This window comes from Acidovorax sp. GW821-FHT10E04 (genome assembly GCF_059415185.1).
Genome location: NZ_JBWKMT010000004.1, coordinates 395626 through 412596, shown reverse-complemented (window position 1 = coordinate 412596; position 16971 = coordinate 395626). Strand labels below are relative to the sequence as shown.

The 16971-nt window shown below is 63.0% G+C and carries 17 protein-coding genes and 1 tRNA gene; all 18 read right to left on the bottom strand.

From position 1 onward, the window contains the following. Positions 1 to 2: 2 nt before the first annotated feature. The 18 genes from nuoN to AC07OC_RS15255 all read right to left on the bottom strand — a co-directional run bounded on the left by nuoN (position 3) and on the right by AC07OC_RS15255 (position 16923). Positions 3 to 1496, bottom strand: a complete 1494-nt coding sequence (gene nuoN / locus AC07OC_RS15340; RefSeq protein ID WP_218295506.1) for an NADH-quinone oxidoreductase subunit NuoN — start codon at positions 1494 to 1496, stop codon at positions 3 to 5. 24 nt (positions 1497 to 1520) lie between these two features. Next, positions 1521 to 2996, bottom strand: a complete 1476-nt coding sequence (locus AC07OC_RS15335) for an NADH-quinone oxidoreductase subunit M (protein ID WP_218340162.1) — start codon at positions 2994 to 2996, stop codon at positions 1521 to 1523. Between the two features lie 12 nt (positions 2997 to 3008). Further along, entirely contained in the window at positions 3009 to 5045 is a 2037-nt protein-coding gene (gene nuoL, locus AC07OC_RS15330) for an NADH-quinone oxidoreductase subunit L (RefSeq protein WP_218340161.1), read from the bottom strand. A 31-nt stretch (positions 5046 to 5076) separates the two neighbouring features. Further along, on the bottom strand, positions 5077 to 5385 hold the full coding sequence (gene nuoK / locus AC07OC_RS15325; protein ID WP_005793248.1) for an NADH-quinone oxidoreductase subunit NuoK: 309 nt from the start codon (positions 5383 to 5385) through the stop codon (positions 5077 to 5079). After that, on the bottom strand, positions 5382 to 6050 hold the full coding sequence (locus tag AC07OC_RS15320) for an NADH-quinone oxidoreductase subunit J (protein ID WP_218340160.1): 669 nt from the start codon (positions 6048 to 6050) through the stop codon (positions 5382 to 5384). The genes nuoK and AC07OC_RS15320 overlap by 4 nt, the downstream gene beginning before the upstream one ends. Positions 6051 to 6100: 50 nt before the next feature. Then, the gene (gene nuoI / locus AC07OC_RS15315; protein ID WP_218295510.1) at positions 6101 to 6613 is read right to left on the bottom strand and encodes an NADH-quinone oxidoreductase subunit NuoI; all 513 of its coding nucleotides are present in this window, start codon (positions 6611 to 6613) and stop codon (positions 6101 to 6103) included. A 12-nt stretch (positions 6614 to 6625) separates the two neighbouring features. Continuing rightward, positions 6626 to 7702: an NADH-quinone oxidoreductase subunit NuoH gene (gene nuoH / locus AC07OC_RS15310; RefSeq protein ID WP_218295511.1), complete on the bottom strand. Its 1077-nt coding sequence runs from the start codon at positions 7700 to 7702 to the stop codon at positions 6626 to 6628. Next, a complete protein-coding gene (nuoG, locus tag AC07OC_RS15305; protein WP_218340159.1) occupies positions 7699 to 9834 on the bottom strand; it encodes an NADH-quinone oxidoreductase subunit NuoG in 2136 nt (711 codons plus the stop codon). The genes nuoH and nuoG overlap by 4 nt, the downstream gene beginning before the upstream one ends. Positions 9835 to 9849: 15 nt before the next feature. Beyond that, a complete protein-coding gene (gene nuoF / locus AC07OC_RS15300) occupies positions 9850 to 11208 on the bottom strand; it encodes an NADH-quinone oxidoreductase subunit NuoF (RefSeq protein ID WP_218340158.1) in 1359 nt (452 codons plus the stop codon). Continuing rightward, positions 11205 to 11738, bottom strand: coding sequence for an NADH-quinone oxidoreductase subunit NuoE (gene nuoE / locus AC07OC_RS15295; RefSeq protein WP_218340157.1), 534 nt, complete (start codon positions 11736 to 11738; stop codon positions 11205 to 11207). The genes nuoF and nuoE overlap by 4 nt, the downstream gene beginning before the upstream one ends. After that, on the bottom strand, positions 11735 to 12988 hold the full coding sequence (locus AC07OC_RS15290) for an NADH-quinone oxidoreductase subunit D (protein WP_218295515.1): 1254 nt from the start codon (positions 12986 to 12988) through the stop codon (positions 11735 to 11737). The genes nuoE and AC07OC_RS15290 overlap by 4 nt, the downstream gene beginning before the upstream one ends. A 27-nt stretch (positions 12989 to 13015) precedes the next feature. Further along, positions 13016 to 13624, bottom strand: a complete 609-nt coding sequence (locus AC07OC_RS15285) for an NADH-quinone oxidoreductase subunit C (RefSeq protein WP_218295516.1) — start codon at positions 13622 to 13624, stop codon at positions 13016 to 13018. 10 nt (positions 13625 to 13634) lie between these two features. After that, positions 13635 to 14114: a NuoB/complex I 20 kDa subunit family protein gene (locus tag AC07OC_RS15280; protein WP_007849129.1), complete on the bottom strand. Its 480-nt coding sequence runs from the start codon at positions 14112 to 14114 to the stop codon at positions 13635 to 13637. 24 nt (positions 14115 to 14138) lie between these two features. Next, a complete protein-coding gene (locus AC07OC_RS15275; RefSeq protein ID WP_055393226.1) occupies positions 14139 to 14498 on the bottom strand; it encodes an NADH-quinone oxidoreductase subunit A in 360 nt (119 codons plus the stop codon). 73 nt (positions 14499 to 14571) lie between these two features. After that, a tRNA-Leu gene (locus AC07OC_RS15270) sits at positions 14572 to 14656 on the bottom strand. Positions 14657 to 14770: 114 nt separating this feature from the next. Beyond that, positions 14771 to 15145 carry a preprotein translocase subunit SecG gene (gene secG, locus AC07OC_RS15265; protein WP_218295517.1) on the bottom strand — a complete coding sequence of 125 codons (375 nt, stop codon included), beginning with the start codon at positions 15143 to 15145 and terminating at the stop codon, positions 14771 to 14773. Positions 15146 to 15184: 39 nt separating this feature from the next. Continuing rightward, positions 15185 to 15934 carry a triose-phosphate isomerase gene (gene tpiA, locus AC07OC_RS15260; RefSeq protein ID WP_218340156.1) on the bottom strand — a complete coding sequence of 250 codons (750 nt, stop codon included), beginning with the start codon at positions 15932 to 15934 and terminating at the stop codon, positions 15185 to 15187. A 2-nt stretch (positions 15935 to 15936) separates the two neighbouring features. Further along, positions 15937 to 16923, bottom strand: a complete 987-nt coding sequence (locus AC07OC_RS15255) for an NAD(P)H-quinone oxidoreductase (protein WP_218340155.1) — start codon at positions 16921 to 16923, stop codon at positions 15937 to 15939. Positions 16924 to 16971 lie beyond the last annotated feature (48 nt).

Sequence of the window (16971 nt, the reverse complement as noted above, 5' to 3'; positions counted from 1 at the left end):
GCTCAGGTCGCCAGCGCGCGCACGACAGCGTCCGCGCACAGCGCCATCAGACCGCCGGGCAGAAGGCCCAGCACCAGAAGAAGTGCACCGTTGAGCGTCAGTACCACGCGCACGTCCACGGGCGCCGATACGTTCGAAGCCGTCAGCGGAGCGTCGAAGTACATGACCTTCACCACCCGCAGGTAGTAGAAGGCGCCAATCAGCGACATCATCACGGCGAACACCGCCATCGCGATGTACAGGCCCTGGCCGGAGGCCACCAGCGCCTGCAGCACCGCCAGCTTGGCGTAGAAACCCACCAGCGGGGGAATGCCGGCCATGGAGAACAGGCAGACCGCCATCACGCCCGCATACAGGGGGCTGCGCTGGTTCAGGCCCGCAAAGTCCGAGATTTCTTCGCTCTCGAAGCCCTCGCGCGCCAGCAGCAGGATCACGCCGAACGCGGCCAGCGTGGTGAGCACATAGGTCACCACATAGAACATGGAGGCGCTGTAGGCGTTCTCGACGGCCGTAGCATCCACATTGCCATTCACCACACCCGACATCAGGCCCAGCAGCACGAAGCCCATCTGCGAGATCGTGGAGTAGGCCAGCATGCGCTTGAGGTTGGTCTGCGCGATGGCGGCCAGGTTGCCCACGAGCAGCGAGCCGATGGCCAGCACCGCGAGCATCTGCTGCCAGTCGATGGCCAGGGGCAGCAGGCCGTCCACCAGCAGGCGGATCGTGATCGCGAAGGCTGCCAGCTTGGGCGCGCCACCGATCATGAGCGTGACGGCCGTGGGGGCACCCTGGTACACGTCGGGAATCCACATGTGGAACGGCACCACGCCCAGCTTGAAAGCCAGGCCAGCCACCACGAACACCAGGCCGAAGACCAGCACCTGATGGCGGATCTGGCCCGAATTGACCGCCTTGAACACCTGGCCGATGTCGAGCGAACCCGTGGCACCGTAGATCATGGACAGGCCGTACAGCAGGAAACCGCTGGCCATGGCGCCGAGCACGAAGTACTTCATCGCCGCTTCCGTCGCCGTGGCGTTGTCGCGGCGCAAGGCCACCAGGGCGTAGCTCGACAGGGTCAGGAGTTCCAGGCCCAGGTAGATCACCAGGAAGTTGTTGCCCGAGATCATGATGAACATGCCCAGCAGCGCAAACATCGACAGCGTGAACATCTCGCCGCCGCGCATCATGCCGCGGTCCGCCGCATAGGGACGGCCGTAGACCAGCGTGATCATCATCGCCACGGTGGCGAAGCACTTGAGCCAGTTGCCCATGGCGTCGCTGACCACCATGTTGCCAAAGCCGTAGAAGGTGTTGCCGCTGCTGGCGTACATGGCCTGCAATGCCGCCACCACGGCCAGCGTGAGCAGGGTCAGCACATAGGTGCCCGTGCGGCGTGCGCTGTGCACGCCCAGATCGACCAGCGCGATCACGCAGGCCATGGTCAATAGCACGATTTCGGGGTAAATCGCGAGCCAGCTGATGTTGTCAATCATCTCGAATCTCTCAGTTCAGTCTGGTCAGTTCAGCTTGGACAGCGCGACATGCTTGAGCAGTTCGGCCACCGAGGTGTCCATCACATCGGTGAAGGGGCGCGGGTACAAGCCCATGGCCAGCACGGCGATGCCCAGCAGTGCAAGCACCAGGAACTCGCGGCTGTCGATATCGGTGAGGCCCTTGACGTTGTCGTTGCCGACAGGTCCCAGGTACACCCGCTTGAACATCCACAGCGTGTAGGCGGCGCCAAAAATCAACGCCGTGGCGGCTGCCAGGCCGATCCAGAAGTTGGCCTTGACGGCCCCCAGGATCACCATCCATTCGCCGACGAAACCGGCGGTGCCCGGAAGGCCGCAGTTGGCCATGGCGAACAGCAGCGCGAAGGCCGTGAAGTTGGGCATGGTGTTGACCACGCCGCCGTAGGCCGCGATTTCACGCGAGTGCACGCGGTCGTACAGCACGCCGATGGACAGGAACATGGCACCCGAGACGAAGCCGTGGGCAATCATCTGCACCAGGCCACCGGAGACGCCCAGGTCGTTGAAGATGAAAAAACCCAGGGTCACGAAGCCCATGTGCGCCACCGACGAGTAGGCCACCAGCTTCTTCATGTCCTTCTGGACCATGGCCACCAGGCCCACATAGATCACCGCGATCAGCGACAGCGCGATCATCAGCCACGCCCATTCGCGCGAAGCGTCGGGAGCGATGGGCATCGAAAACCGCAGGAAACCGTAGGCACCGAGCTTGAGCATAATGGCGGCCAGCACGGCCGAGCCGCCGGTGGGGGCTTCCACGTGCACATCGGGCAGCCAGGTATGCACTGGCCACATGGGCACCTTCACGGCGAAGGCCGCGAAGAAGGCGAAGAACAGCAGCGTCTGCGCGCGGCCGCTCAATGGCAGCTGGTGCCACGTCGCGATGTCGAAGCTGCCACCCGACTGGTTGTACAGGAAGATCAGCGCGATCAGCATCAGCAGCGAGCCAAGCAGCGTGTACAGGAAGAACTTGAACGCCGCGTAGATCTTGTTGGGGCCGCCCCAGATCCCGATGATCAGGTACATGGGGATCAGCGTGGCTTCGAAGAACACGTAGAACAGCATGCCGTCCAGCGCCGCGAACACTCCGACCATGAGGCCTGACAGGATCAGGAACGCGCCCATGTACTGGTTCACGCGCTCGGTGATGGATTCCCAGGAAGCCACCACCACGATGACGGTGATGAAAGCCGTCAGCGGCACGAACCAGAACGAAATGCCATCCACGCCCAGGTGGTAGTGGACATTGAAGCGCTCGATCCAGGCGGCCTTCTCGACAAACTGCATCGCCGCCGTGCCCAGCTTGAAGCCATCGTACAGGGGCAAAGTCACCAGGAAGCCGATCACGGCCCCGACCAGCGCCAGCCACCGCACCGCGCGGGCATGCTCATCCCGCCCAATGGCCAGCAGCAGCACACCGAAGGCAATCGGTGTCCAGATTGCAAGACTCAACAGACCCATTTGTTGTTTTCCTTATTTGATGAGCTGCAAGAAAGCATCGCCCCAGACAAACCAGGTCATCAATGCGAAGACACCCAGAATCATCACCAGCGCATAGTGGAAGATGAAGCCCGACTGCATCCAGCGGACGATGCCGGAAACCCCGCGCACCAGCTTCCAGGAGCCATTCACGAGGGCCCCGTCGATGATGGCCTGATCGCCACCCTTCCACAGGCCGACGCCCAGGGCACGCGCGCCGCGGGCCAGGATGTTCTCGTTGATCCAGTCGAGGTAGTACTTGTTCTCCAGCAGCGTGTACAGGGGCTGCACGCGGGCCTTGATGCCGGCCGGCAGCGCGGGGTTGACCATGTACATGTAGTACGAAGCAGCCACGCCAGCGAGCGCCAGCCAGAACGGCGCGGTCTGCAGTCCGTGCACCGCCATGGCCACCGGACCGTGGAAAATTTCAGCCAGTTTCGCCATGGCCGGATGCTTGACCGCATCGACAAAGATCACGTTCTTGAAGAAGTCGCCGAACAGCATGGGCTGGATGAACATGAAACCCACCACCACCGACGGAATGGCCAGCAGCACCAGAGGCACGGTCACCACCCAGGGCGATTCGTGGGGCTCGTGATGGTGATCGTCATGGCCATGGTGGTCATCATGGTGCGCATCAGGATTCTGGTCGTAGCGCTCCTTGCCATGGAAAACCAGGAAGTACATGCGGAACGAATAGAACGCCGTGATGAATACACCCGCCAGCACGGCGAAGTGCGCAAAACCGGCCGCGGGCAGATGGCTGAAATGGACCGCCTCGATGATGCTGTCCTTGGAATAGAAGCCCGCGAACAGCGGGGTGCCGATCAGCGCGAGCGAACCCAGCAGCGAGGTGATCCAGGTGATGGGCATGTACTTGCGCACGCCGCCCATCCAGCGGATGTCCTGGTTGTGGTGCATGCCCATGATGACCGAGCCGGCACCGAGGAACAGCAGCGCCTTGAAGAACGCGTGGGTCATCAGGTGGAACACGGCGACCGAATAGGCCGACGCACCCAGCGCCACGGTCATGTACCCGAGCTGCGACAGCGTGGAGTAGGCCACCACGCGCTTGATGTCGTTCTGGATGATGCCCAGGAAACCCATGAACAGCGCCGTGATGGCCCCGATCACCAGGATGAAGTTCAGGGCGGTATCCGACAGCTCGAACAGGGGCGACATGCGCGCCACCATGAAGATGCCGGCCGTCACCATGGTGGCCGCGTGGATCAGTGCCGAGATGGGGGTCGGGCCTTCCATCGAGTCGGGCAGCCAGACGTGCAGCGGGAACTGGGCGGACTTGCCCATCGCACCGATGAACAGGCAGATGCAGATCACGGTGATCAGCATCCAGTCGGTGCCGGGGAAAGCCAGGCCGCCGAGCTCACCCGACTTGGCAAACACTTCGCCGTAGTTCAGCGTGCCTGCGTAGGCCGCGATGAGGCCGATGCCCAGGATGAAGCCGAAGTCCCCCACGCGGTTGACCAGGAAGGCCTTCATGTTGGCGAAGATCGCGCTGGGCTTGTTGAACCAGAAACCGATCAGCAGGTAGGACACCAAGCCCACGGCTTCCCAGCCGAAGAACAGCTGCAGCAGGTTGTTGCTCATGACCAGCATGAGCATGGAGAACGTGAACAGGGAGATGTACGCGAAGAAGCGGTTGTAGCCGTCGTCCTCTTCCATGTAGCCGATCGTGTAGATGTGCACCATCAGCGACACGAAGGTCACCACCACCATCATCATGGCCGTGAGGCTGTCGATCAGGAAGCCGACTTCCATCTTGAGGCCGCCGACCACCATCCAGGTGTACAGCGTTTCGTTGAAACGGGCGCCATCCAGCGCAACACTCTTGAGCGTCATGGCCGACAGGACGAAGGCCACGAGCACGCCCAGGATGGTCAGGGTGTGGCTCAGGCGGCGGCCAATCCAGTTACCACCAAAGGTCGTACCGAAGATGCCGGCCAGCAAGGCGCCCGCCAGCGGAGCCAGCGGCACGGCCAGGAGCGTTGAAGCAGAGAGGGTTTGACTCATTCTTGAGAACCTTGGGAATACAGGTGGCTCATCAACCCTTGAGGGTGTTGAGGTCTTCCGCGTTGATGCTGGACTTGTTGCGGAACAGCAGCACCAGGATGGCCAGGCCGATCGCCGATTCGGCCGCTGCCACGGTCAGGATGAAGAACACGAACACCTGTCCATGCATGTCGCCCAGGTAGTGGGAGAACGCCACGAAGTTCATGTTGACCGCGAGCAGCATCAACTCGATCGCCATCAGCAGCACAATCAGGTTCTTGCGATTGAGGAAGATGCCGATCACCGCCAGCGCGAACAGCATCGCACCCAGCGAGAGAAAGTGGCCCAATGTCAGCGTCATGCTTTTTTCTCCTCGGCGACAGCCTCTGCAGGCGCTGGCGCCTCAGCCTTCTGGGTGGCGACAACCTTGACCACTTCGAGGCGGTCGCTGGCGCGCACGCGGATCTGTACGGACGGATTGATCGCCTTGCTGTCCTTGCGCTGGCGCAGCGTCAGGGCAATGGCGGCAATCATCGCCACCAGCAGGATCACGGCCGCGATTTCCACGGGATAGAGATACTCGGTGTAGAGCAGCTTGCCCAGCGCCTTGGTGTTCGAATACTGGACGACCTGGCCCGCCGCATTCACCGCCGTGGCGACAGCCTTGGGCTCATCCATGCCCCGGAAGCCACCCATCAGCACCGCGGCCATTTCGAGCGCGATCAGTGCGCCCACCGTGGCGGCCAGGGGAAAGTGCTTCCAGAACCCCTTGCGCACCGTGTCGATGTGGATGTCCAGCATCATCACGACGAAGAGGAAAAGCACCATCACCGCGCCCAGGTACACCAGCACGAGCGCAATGGCCAGGAACTCGGCCTTGAGCAGCAGCCAGACGGCGGCGGCCTGCGAGAACGCGAGGATGAGGTAGAGCACCGCATGCACGGGATTGCGCGCGGTGATCACCCGGAAGGCTGCGAACAGCAGCACGACCGAGAAGAGGTAGAAGAAACCTGTCTTGGCGTCCATGAATCGGGTCTTTATAGAAAGTCTGGCAAAGAGGCTGAACCCAGCACCGCTCAGCGGTACTTGGCGTCCGCAGCCTTGGCTGCCGCGATTTCACCTTCGTACCGGTCGCCCACGGCCAGGAGCATGTCCTTCGTGAAATACAGATCGCCACGCTTTTCGCCGTGGTACTCAAAAATGTGCGTCTCAACGATCGAGTCCACCGGGCAGCTTTCTTCGCAGAAACCGCAGAAGATGCACTTGGTCAGGTCGATGTCGTAGCGCGTGGTGCGGCGGGAGCCATCGTCGCGCACGTCCGACTCAATGGTGATGGCCATGGCGGGGCACACGGCCTCGCACAGCTTGCAGGCGATGCAGCGCTCTTCGCCATTCTCATAACGGCGCAAGGCGTGCAGGCCACGAAAACGTGGCGACAAGGGGGTCTTCTCTTCTGGGAACTGCACGGTCACCTTGCGGCGAAAGGCGTAGCGCCCCGTGAGGGCCATGCCCTTGAGCAGTTCCACGAGCATGAAGCTCTTGAAGAAATCCTTGAACGAGAAAGGTGCAGCAGCAGCAACAGCAGTCATTTGTGTCCCCGCTTATTTCCAGATATTCCAAGGCGAGAGCAACCACCCGCCGACGATCAGCAGCCACACCAGCGTGACCGGAATGAAGATCTTCCAACCCAGACGCATGATCTGGTCATAACGGAAGCGGGGGAAAGTCGCCCGGATCCAGATGAACATGGACACCACGAGGAATGTCTTGATCCCGAGCCAGATCCAGCCGGGAATGAACGAGAGGAAATCCACCGGAGGCAGCCAGCCGCCCAGGAACATGAGGGCGGCCAGAATGGACACCAGCCACATGCTCGCGTATTCCGCCAGAAAGAAGATCGCGAAACCCATGCCGGAGTACTCCACCATGTGGCCCGCCACGATTTCGGCTTCGCCTTCCACCACGTCGAACGGATGGCGGTTCGTCTCAGCCACACCCGAGATCAGGTAGACCAGGAAGATGGGCAGCAATGGCAACCAGTTCCAGGACAGGAAGCCCAGGCCCATGTTGGAGGCCATGCCGCGGGACTGGGACATCACGATCTCGGTCAGGTTCATGCTGCCCGAAACCATGATCACCACCAGGAAGCAAAAACCCATGGCGATTTCATAGCTCACCATCTGCGCGGACGCCCGCAGTGCGCCCAGGAAGGCGTACTTGGAGTTCGATGCCCAGCCGGCAATGATCACGCCGTACACCTCGATGGAGGTAATGGCCATCACCAGCAGCAGGCCGGCGTTGACATTGGCCAATGCCACGTCCGGGCCGAACGGAATCGCCACCCAGGCAGCCAGCGCGGGCATGATCGCCATGACCGGCCCCAGCACGAAGAGCCCTTTGCTGGCGGCAGTAGGCTGGATGATTTCCTTGGTCAGCAGCTTCAAGGCGTCCGCGATGGGTTGCAGCAACCCGAGCGGGCCGACCCGGTTGGGGCCATGGCGCACCTGCATGAAGCCCAGGAGCTTGCGCTCCCACAGCGTGAGATAGGCCACCGCCCCCATCAGGGGCGCCAGAATGCAGACGATCTTGAGCAGGATCCAGAGCACCGGCCAGACCACGCCGGTCCACCAGCCAAAGGAAAGCAGGTTCAGGCCCGCGTTGTAGATCGCGTCGATCATGCTGCCACTCCTTCGCATGCCAAGCGCGCGTCGGCGGTCAGCTGCAGCGACGTGGAACGGCGCACCAGGCCGTCCAGTTGATAGATCGAGGCCACCACGGGCTCGCCCACCACTGCGGTGGCGACAGGGACAGCAGCGCTCACGGCATTCGACAATTGAGCGGCCGGGACCTGCGCGAAGGTGCCAGCAGGCGCATTCGTGGCGCGGGCCAGCACATCCTGCGACGTCTCGAAATCAAAACCCGGCACGCCCAGCAGATTGGCCAGCACGCGCAGCACCTTCCAGGCCGGACGGGTATCGCCCAGAGGACGCACCACGGCATGGAAACCCTGCAGGCGGCCTTCCGCATTGATGAAGCTGCCCGAGGTTTCCGTGAACGGCGCCACCGGCAGCAGCACATCACTGAATTCCATATTGGCCTTGAACGGGCTCAAGGTCACCACCATCTCCGCCCCTCCCAGGGCCGTGGCGGCCTGCAGGCCGGCTGCAGAGTCATGGACAGGCTCGGTATTGAGCAGCAAGGCCGCCTTCAGTCCACCCGCCAGCATCTGGCCTGCATTCAGGCCTCCGTTCACGGGATGGGCGCCGGCGAATTGCGCACCCACGGTGTTGGCGGCTTCCGTCAGGTAGCCGACGGTTGCCCCGGTTTGTTCACCAATCCAGTTGGCAAGCGCCAGCAGCTGGGTTGCCTGGGCATGGTGCGCTGCGGCATTGCCCAGCAGTACGGCCTTGCGTTCGCCGCCCAGCAATGAGCGGGCGATGACCAGGGAGGCTTCGGTGGGATCACCGGAACCTGCGGGTGCGGCCGTGCCCTTTTCCTGTGCCACGGCAGCGGCGATGGTGCCCAGCGCCTGCAGCCACTGACCGGCGCCTTGCAGCAGGGAGTGCTTCACGGGCATGGCCCAATCGACCAGGGCCGAGTCGACCACGCTGACCTGGCAGCCATGGCGCGCAGCCTGGCGGATGCGCTGCGCGAACAGCGGATGGTCCTTGCGCAGGTTGGAGCCCACCACCAGCACGCGCTGCAGCGTGGACAGCGTGGCGATGGACGTACCGAGCCAGCGAATGCCTTCGGGCGCGGCGAACTCGGCGTTGCGCAGGCGATAGTCGATGTTGTCGCTGCCCAGACCACGCACCAGCGCGCCAGCCAGGTACAGCTCTTCGACCGTGCTGTGCGGGCTCACCAGAGCACCGATGCTGTGGGCACCGTGGTCGTTCTTGATGTTCTTCAAGCCGTTGGCCACGTATTCGAGCGCGGTCTGCCAGTCGACGGTCTTCCAGACACCGCCCTGCTTGAGCATGGGCTGTGTCAGCCGCTCGTCGCTGTTGAGCGATTCGTACGAGAAGCGATCACGGTCGGCGATCCAGCATTCGTTGACGGCTTCGTTCTCGAACGGAACGACACGCATGACCTTGTGGTTCTTGACCTGCACGATGAGGTTGGCACCGGTGGAGTCGTGCGGGCTGACGGAGCGGCGGCGCGACAGTTCCCAGGTGCGGGCGCTGTAGCGGAACGGCTTGCTCGTGAGCGCGCCCACGGGGCAGATGTCGATCATGTTGCCCGACAGCTCGGAATCCACGGTATCGCCCGCCACGGTGGTGATCTCGGAGTGCTCGCCGCGGTGGATCATGCCGAGTTCCATCACGCCGGCCACTTCCTGGCCGAAGCGCACGCAGCGGGTGCAGTGGATGCAGCGGCTCATCTCCTCCATGGAGATCAGCGGGCCCACATCCTTGTGGAAGACCACGCGCTTTTCTTCCTCGTAGCGCGAGGAGGAACCGCCGTAGCCCACGGCCAGATCCTGCAGCTGGCACTCGCCGCCCTGGTCGCAGATGGGGCAATCCAGCGGGTGGTTGATCAGCAGGAATTCCATGACCGACTGCTGGGCCTTGATGGCCTTGTCGCTCTTGGTGCGCACGATCATGCCCTGCGTGACCGGCGTGGCGCAGGCGGGCATGGGCTTGGGGGCCTTCTCCACGTCCACCAGGCACATGCGGCAATTGGCGGCGATGGAGAGCTTCTTGTGATAGCAGAAATGGGGAATGTAGGTGCCGGCCTTTTCGGCTGCATGCATCACCATGCAGCCTTCGGCGACTTCTACCTTCTGCCCGTCGAGTTCGATTTCAACCATATGCGTTTCTCGCGATCAGGCGGAGGCGGAAGCCTGCGGGGTCTTCTCTTGGCGGATCAGCGCTTCGAATTCCGGACGGAAGTGCTTGATCATGGCGCGCACCGGCATGGCCGCTGCGTCACCCAGTGCGCAAATGGTGCGGCCCTGGATGTTGTCCGCCACCGAATTGAGCAGGTTCAGGTCGCCATCGCGCCCCTGGCCATGCTGGATCCGGTCGATCACGCGCCACATCCAGCCCGTGCCTTCGCGGCACGGCGTGCACTGGCCGCAGGACTCGTGCGAGTAAAAATAGGACAGGCGCAGCAGGCTCTCGACCATGCTGCGGGAGTCGTCCATCACGATGACCGCGCCCGAGCCCAGCATGGAGCCGGCCTTGGCGATGGAGTCGTAGTCCATCGTGCATTCCATGATGATGGAAGCCGGCAGCACCGGTGCGGACGAGCCGCCGGGAATCACGGCCTTGAGCTGGCGGCCCTTGCGCACGCCACCAGCGAGTTCGAGCAGCTTGGCGAAGGGCGTGCCCAGGGGCACTTCGTAGTTTCCGGGCTTTTCCACGTCGCCGGAGACCGAGAAGATCTTGGTGCCGCCGTTGTTGGGCTTGCCGCATTCAAGATAGGCAGCACCGCCGTTGCGGATGATCCACGGCACGGCCGCGAAGGTCTCGGTGTTGTTGATGGTGGTGGGCTTGCCGTACAGGCCGAAGCTGGCCGGGAACGGCGGCTTGAAGCGCGGCTGGCCCTTCTTGCCTTCCAGCGATTCGAGCAGCGCGGTCTCTTCGCCGCAGATATAGGCGCCGAAGCCGTGCGCGGCATGCAGCTGGAAGCTGAAGTTGCTGCCCAGGATCTTGTCGCCCAGGTAGCCTGCGGCGCGTGCCTCTTCAAGCGCTTCTTCAAAACGGTCGTAGGTCTGGAAGATTTCGCCGTGGATGTAGTTATAGCCCACGGAGATGCCCATCGCGTAAGCCGCGATGATCATGCCCTCGATGACGATGTGCGGGTTGAACTGCAGGATGTCGCGGTCCTTGCAGGTGCCCGGCTCGCCTTCGTCGGAGTTGCACACCAGGTACTTCTGGCCCGGGAACGACCGGGGCATGAAGCTCCACTTGAGGCCGGTGGGGAAGCCCGCGCCGCCACGGCCGCGCAGGCCCGATTCCTTGACGGTGGCGATCACCTGGTCCTGGGTGAGGCCTTCGCCTTCGCCCTGCGCCAGGATCTTGCGCAGGGCGGCGTAGCCGCCACGCGCTTCGTAGTCCTTGAGGCTCCAGTTCGTGCCGTCCAGGCCCGCATAGATCTGCGGGTTGATGTGGCGGTCGTGGAAGCAGGTCTGGACGCCGGTGGCCTGGAACTGCGAGAGGATCTGTGCGGCGGTGGTCATGCTTGTCCTTCCGCAGCGCGCAGGCCATCCACAAGCTGGTCAAGCTTGTCGTTGTCCATGAAACTGCACATGGTGCGGTCGTTGACCAGCATCACGGGCGCATCGGCACAGGCACCCAGGCATTCGCACTGCTGCAGCGTGAACAGGCCGTCGGAAGTGGTCTCGCCCATGGCCACGCCGAGCTTCTTCTCGAGGTGGTGCAGCGCCTTCTGGCCGTCGCGCAGCTGGCAAGGCAGGTTGGTGCAGACGTTGAGCTTGTACTTGCCCGTCGGCTGCTGGTTGTACATGTTGTAGAACGTGGTGACTTCGTGCACCGCGATCTGGGCCATGCCGAGGTACTCGGCGATCACGGCCTCGCTCTCGACACTGACCCAGCCCTGCTCCTGCTGCACGATGGACAGGCAAGCCATCACGGCCGACTGCTTCTGCTCGGGTGGGTACTTGGCGACTTCGCGCGCAAAACGGGCAAGCGTCGTCTCGGTGATGGCGGTGGCGCCAGCGGTCTGGTTCTTCGATTCGGTCGTACTCATCGGTCAATCTCTCCGAACACGATATCCATGGTGCCGATGATGGCCACCGCGTCGGCGATCATGTGGCCGCGGGCCATTTCATCGAGCGTGGCCAGGTGCGCGAAGCCAGGCGCACGGATCTTCAGGCGGTAGGGCTTGTTGGCCCCGTCGCTCACCAGGTAGATGCCGAACTCGCCCTTGGGATGCTCGACGGCGGCATAGGCCTCGCCCTCGGGCACATGGAAACCTTCGGTGAAGAGCTTGAAATGGTGGATCAGCTCTTCCATGTTGGACTTCATGGATTCACGGTCGGGCGCAGCCACCTTGTGGTTGTCGGTGATGACCGGGCCGGGATTGGCGCGCAGCCAGTCCACGCACTGCTTGATGATGCGGTTGGACTCGCGCATTTCCTGCACGCGCACGAGGTAGCGGTCGTAGCAGTCACCCGTCTTGCCCACGGGCACGTCGAAGTCCATGCGGTCGTAAACGTCGTAGGGCTGGGTCTTGCGCAGGTCCCAGGCGATGCCGGAACCACGCAGCATGGGGCCGGTCATGCCCAGGTTCAGCGCGCGTTCGGGCGGCACCACGCCGATGCCCACGGTGCGCTGCTTCCAGATGCGGTTGTCGGTGAGCAGGGTCTCGTATTCGTCCACACAGGCCGGGAAGCGCTGGGTGAAGTCGTCGATGAAGTCGAGCATCGAACCCTGGCGGTTCTTGTTCATGGCCTCCAGGGCCTTGGCGTTCTTGATCTTGCTGACCTTGTACTGCGGCATGGAGTCCGGCAGGTCGCGGTACACGCCGCCCGGACGGAAGTACGCCGCGTGCATGCGCGCGCCGGAGACGGCTTCGTACATGTCGAACAGGTCTTCGCGCTCGCGGAAGGTGTAGATCAGGATGGTGGAGCTGCCGCAGTCGTTGCCGTGCGAACCCAGCCACATCAGGTGGTTCAGCAGGCGCGTGATCTCGGAGAACATCACGCGGATGTACTGGGCGCGGACAGGCACTTCCAGGCCCAGCAGCTTTTCGATGGCCAGGCAGTAGGCGTGCTCGTTGCACATCATGGACACGTAGTCCAGGCGGTCCATGTAGGGCAGCGACTGGATGTAGGTCTTGTGCTCAGCCAGCTTTTCGGTGGCGCGGTGCAGCAGCCCGATGTGCGGGTCGGCACGCTGGACGACTTCGCCGTCGAGCTCGAGCACCAGGCGCAACACGCCGTGCGCTGCAGGGTGCTGCGGTCCGAAGTTCAGGGAGTAGTTCTTGATTTCAGCCATGGTGGGTCACGTGGGGCGCGGGGCGCCTTAGTGCAGGCCTCCGTACTTGTCTTCGCGGATGATGCGCGGCGTGATCTCGCGCGGCTCGATCGACACCGGCTCGTAGACCACCCGGCGCTGCTCTGCGTCGTAGCGCATCTCGACGTGGCCGGACAGCGGGAAGTCCTTGCGGAAGGGGTGGCCGATGAAGCCGTAGTCGGTCAGGATGCGGCGCAGGTCGTTGTGGCCGTCGAACACGATGCCAAAAAGGTCGAACGCCTCGCGCTCGTACCAGTTGGCCGAGTTCCAGAGATCGGAAACCGAAGCCACCACAGGGAAATCGTCATCCGCGCAGAACACCTTCACGCGCAGGCGCTGGTTCAGGCTCACGGACAGCAGGTGCGAGACCACACAATAGCGGGCTCCCTCGTTCACTGCGTCTGCATAGGCGGAATAGTCCACGCCGCACAGATCGATCAGCTGCTCGAAACGGCAACCCTCCGCATCACGCAGGACGCGCATGGCATCGAGGTAGTCGGCGGCAGCAACGACCACCGTGACCTCATCCAGGGCCACCGTGATCTGGCGCACTTTCGCGCCCAACGCCGCGGCAATGTTGTCTTTGAGGTTTTCGGGCCGAATGGCAACAGCAGTCATCATCAACCCTTCAGACGCGAGCAATGGTGTTGGTGCGGCGGATCTTCTGCTGCAGCTGGATGATCCCGTAGATCAACGCTTCGGCCGTGGGCGGGCAGCCGGGCACGTACACGTCCACGGGCACGATGCGGTCGCAGCCGCGCACCACGGAATAGCTGTAGTGGTAGTAGCCGCCGCCGTTGGCGCAAGAACCCATCGACAGCACCCAGCGGGGCTCCGACATCTGGTCGTACACCTTGCGCAGGGCGGGCGCCATCTTGTTGCACAGCGTGCCGGCCACGATCATCAGATCGGACTGGCGGGGGCTGGCACGAAACACCTCCGCACCGAAGCGGCCGATGTCATAGCGCGCTGCGGCGGCATGCATCATCTCCACCGCACAGCACGCCAGGCCAAAAGTCATGGGCCACAGAGAGCCCGTCTTGGCCCAATTCACCACGGAGTCATAGCTCGTGGTGATGAAGCCTTCCTTCATCACGCCTTCAATCATTGCATCATCCTTGTTGAGGCCCGCTCATTCCCAATCCAGGGCACCCTTTTTCCACTCGTAGGCAAAGCCCACGACCAGGATGGCCAGGAAAATCACGACGGCCACGAAGCCGGCGATACCCACCTCATGCAGCGTCACCGCCCATGGGAAGAGAAATGCGATTTCGAGATCGAAAAGAATGAAGAGAATGGCCACGAGGTAGTAGCGCACGTCAAACTTCATGCGCGCATCCTCGAAGGCTTCAAAGCCACATTCGTAGGGGGAGTTCTTCGCGGCATCCGGGCGGTTGGGGCCCAGTATGTAGCCGAGGACAAGGGGGACAACGCCGACGGCGATGCCGACCAAGATGAACAAAAGGACGGGGAGGTACTGATCGAGGTTCATCTTGAGGATGTGCTCACCGCTGTGGCCTTGCCCGTCAGGACCCGAGCCGGGTCATGCAGGCAGGCCTTTGTTTTGGTGCCGTCGGCGAGACTCGAACTCGCACAGCTTTCGCCACTACCCCCTCAAGATAGCGTGTCTACCAATTTCACCACGACGGCTGTTTTTTGCATCTGGATGGCATGAGGAACCTTGCGGTTTTGGCTTTCCAGACAATCCAGAATTCTACTCCGGAAAAACCCTGCTTCGGCTTACGAAGCCCAATTTAGTGCAGATTATTTGGTGGGGATCTGCGCGGCGCCTGAAGCGGGCACCGCAGGAGCCACAACAGCATCCGAAGCCGAGGCCGCAGGAGCACCCGCGGGCACTGCAGCAGCCGGGCTTTCCAGCACGCTGCCCGAACTGGCGGGACGCGCATTGCCAAAGTAGGCCAACGCCAGCGTTGCGACAAAAAACACCGCAGCCAGGACTGCCGTGGTGCGCGACAGAAAATTGGCACTGCCGCTGGCGCCGAACAGGCTTCCGGAACTGCCGCTGCCAAATGCCGCCCCCATGTCCGCACCCTTGCCATGCTGGACAAGGATCAGGCCAATCATCCCCAGGGCCGTCAGCATCTGCACCGCCAAAACCACATTCACGATCACGTTCATTCTCTGTTCACTCCTGATTGAATAGCTGGAAGGGCCGCCTCAACGGGCAGCCGCAATAATTTGCAGGAAATCGGGCGCCTTCAGCGATGCCCCCCCGACGAGGCCGCCATCGATGTCAGGCTGCGCAAGCAATTGCGCCGCATTGACGGCATTCATGCTGCCGCCGTACAGCAGGCGGATGCGATCGGCGTGCTCGCTGGCCGCAGACAGCTGCGCACGCAGCACCGCGTGCACGGCCTGCGCCTGTTCGGGCGTGGCCGTGCGGCCCGTGCCGATCGCCCAGACCGGTTCGTATGCCACCACCACTTCGCTGATGCAATGGCCATTGAGATGGATCACAGCCGCCAGCTGGCGCTTGACCACGGCCTCGGTCTGGCCGGCCTCGCGCTCCTGCAGGGTCTCGCCGACACAGACAATGGGCGTGATGCCCGCGGCCAGTGCCCGCTGCGCCTTTTCGGCAACGGCGACATCGGTTTCCCCATGGTACTGGCGGCGCTCCGAGTGCCCCACCAGCGCATAGCGCACGCCAAATTCCTTCAGCATGGCAGCCGAGACCTCGCCGGTGTACGCCCCTGCATCGTGCTGCGACACATCCTGGGCGGCAATCGCCACCACGGATCCGAACGCGACGGACTGCGCCTGCGCCAGATACGGAGCAGGCACGGCGACAGCGACGTCGCAGGCCGCGCCCTCAAGGCCGGCAATGATGCCTTTCAACAAGGCATCGTTGGCAGCCAGGCTGCCGTTCATCTTCCAGTTGCCTGCGATGAGTTTTTTCTTGCTGTTCATGGTCACCACGTCAAAACAATCTTGCCGATGTGCTGGTTCGACTCCATCAGGGCATGGGCCTTGGCGGCATCCGCCGCGGCAAACGTGCTGTGGATGACGGGACGCACCCTCCCCTGCGCCAGCAAGGGCCACACATGCTCGCGCAACGCGCGGGCGATGGCGCCCTTGAATGCCACGGGACGCGGGCGCAGGGTGGAACCCGTGATGGTAAGCCGGCGCCGCAGCACCAGGCCCGCATTGAAGTCACTCTTGACACCACCCTGCACCGCGATGATGACGATGCGCCCGTCTTCGGCCCCGCACTCCACCTCGCGCGCCACATAGTCGCCAGCGACCATGTCCAGCACCACGTCCACGCCCTTGGCCTGCGTGATGCGCTTTGCTTCCGCCACGAAGTCCTGCGTCTTGTAGTTGATGGCATGGTGGGCCCCCAACTGCAGACAGGCCGCGCACTTGTCGTCGCTGCCCGCCGTGGCAATGACGGTCGCTCCGAACGCCCGCGCCAGCTGTATGGCAGTCACGCCAATGCCGCTGGTGCCCCCCTGGACCAGCAGGCTTTCGCCCGCCTGCAGACGCCCCCGGTCGAAGACGTTGCTCCACACGGTAAAGAACGTTTCCGGCAACGATGCCGCCTCGACGTCGCTCAAGCCCTCGGGCACGGGCAGGCACTGCGCGACAGGTGCCACGCACCACTGCGCATACCCCCCGCCCGCCACCAAGGCACAGACGCGGTCGCCCACGCCAATGCCCGCCTGCGCCATGGCAGCAGGATCACCCGACTCCACCACGCCCGCGACCTCCAGGCCCGGCAGGTCCGAGGTGCCGGGCGGCGGAGCATAGTGCCCCAGTCGCTGCAGCACGTCAGGGCGGTTGATCCCGCTGGCGGCAACACGGATCAGCAACTCGCCGGCGCCCGGCTGCGGCATGGGGCGTTCCCCCAGCTGCAACACCTCCGGCCCACCAAAGGATGTGATCTCGACAGCACGCATGTTGCGATTCCTTGGACAGTTGGTTGGTTTGTTTGAGTGATTTTGATT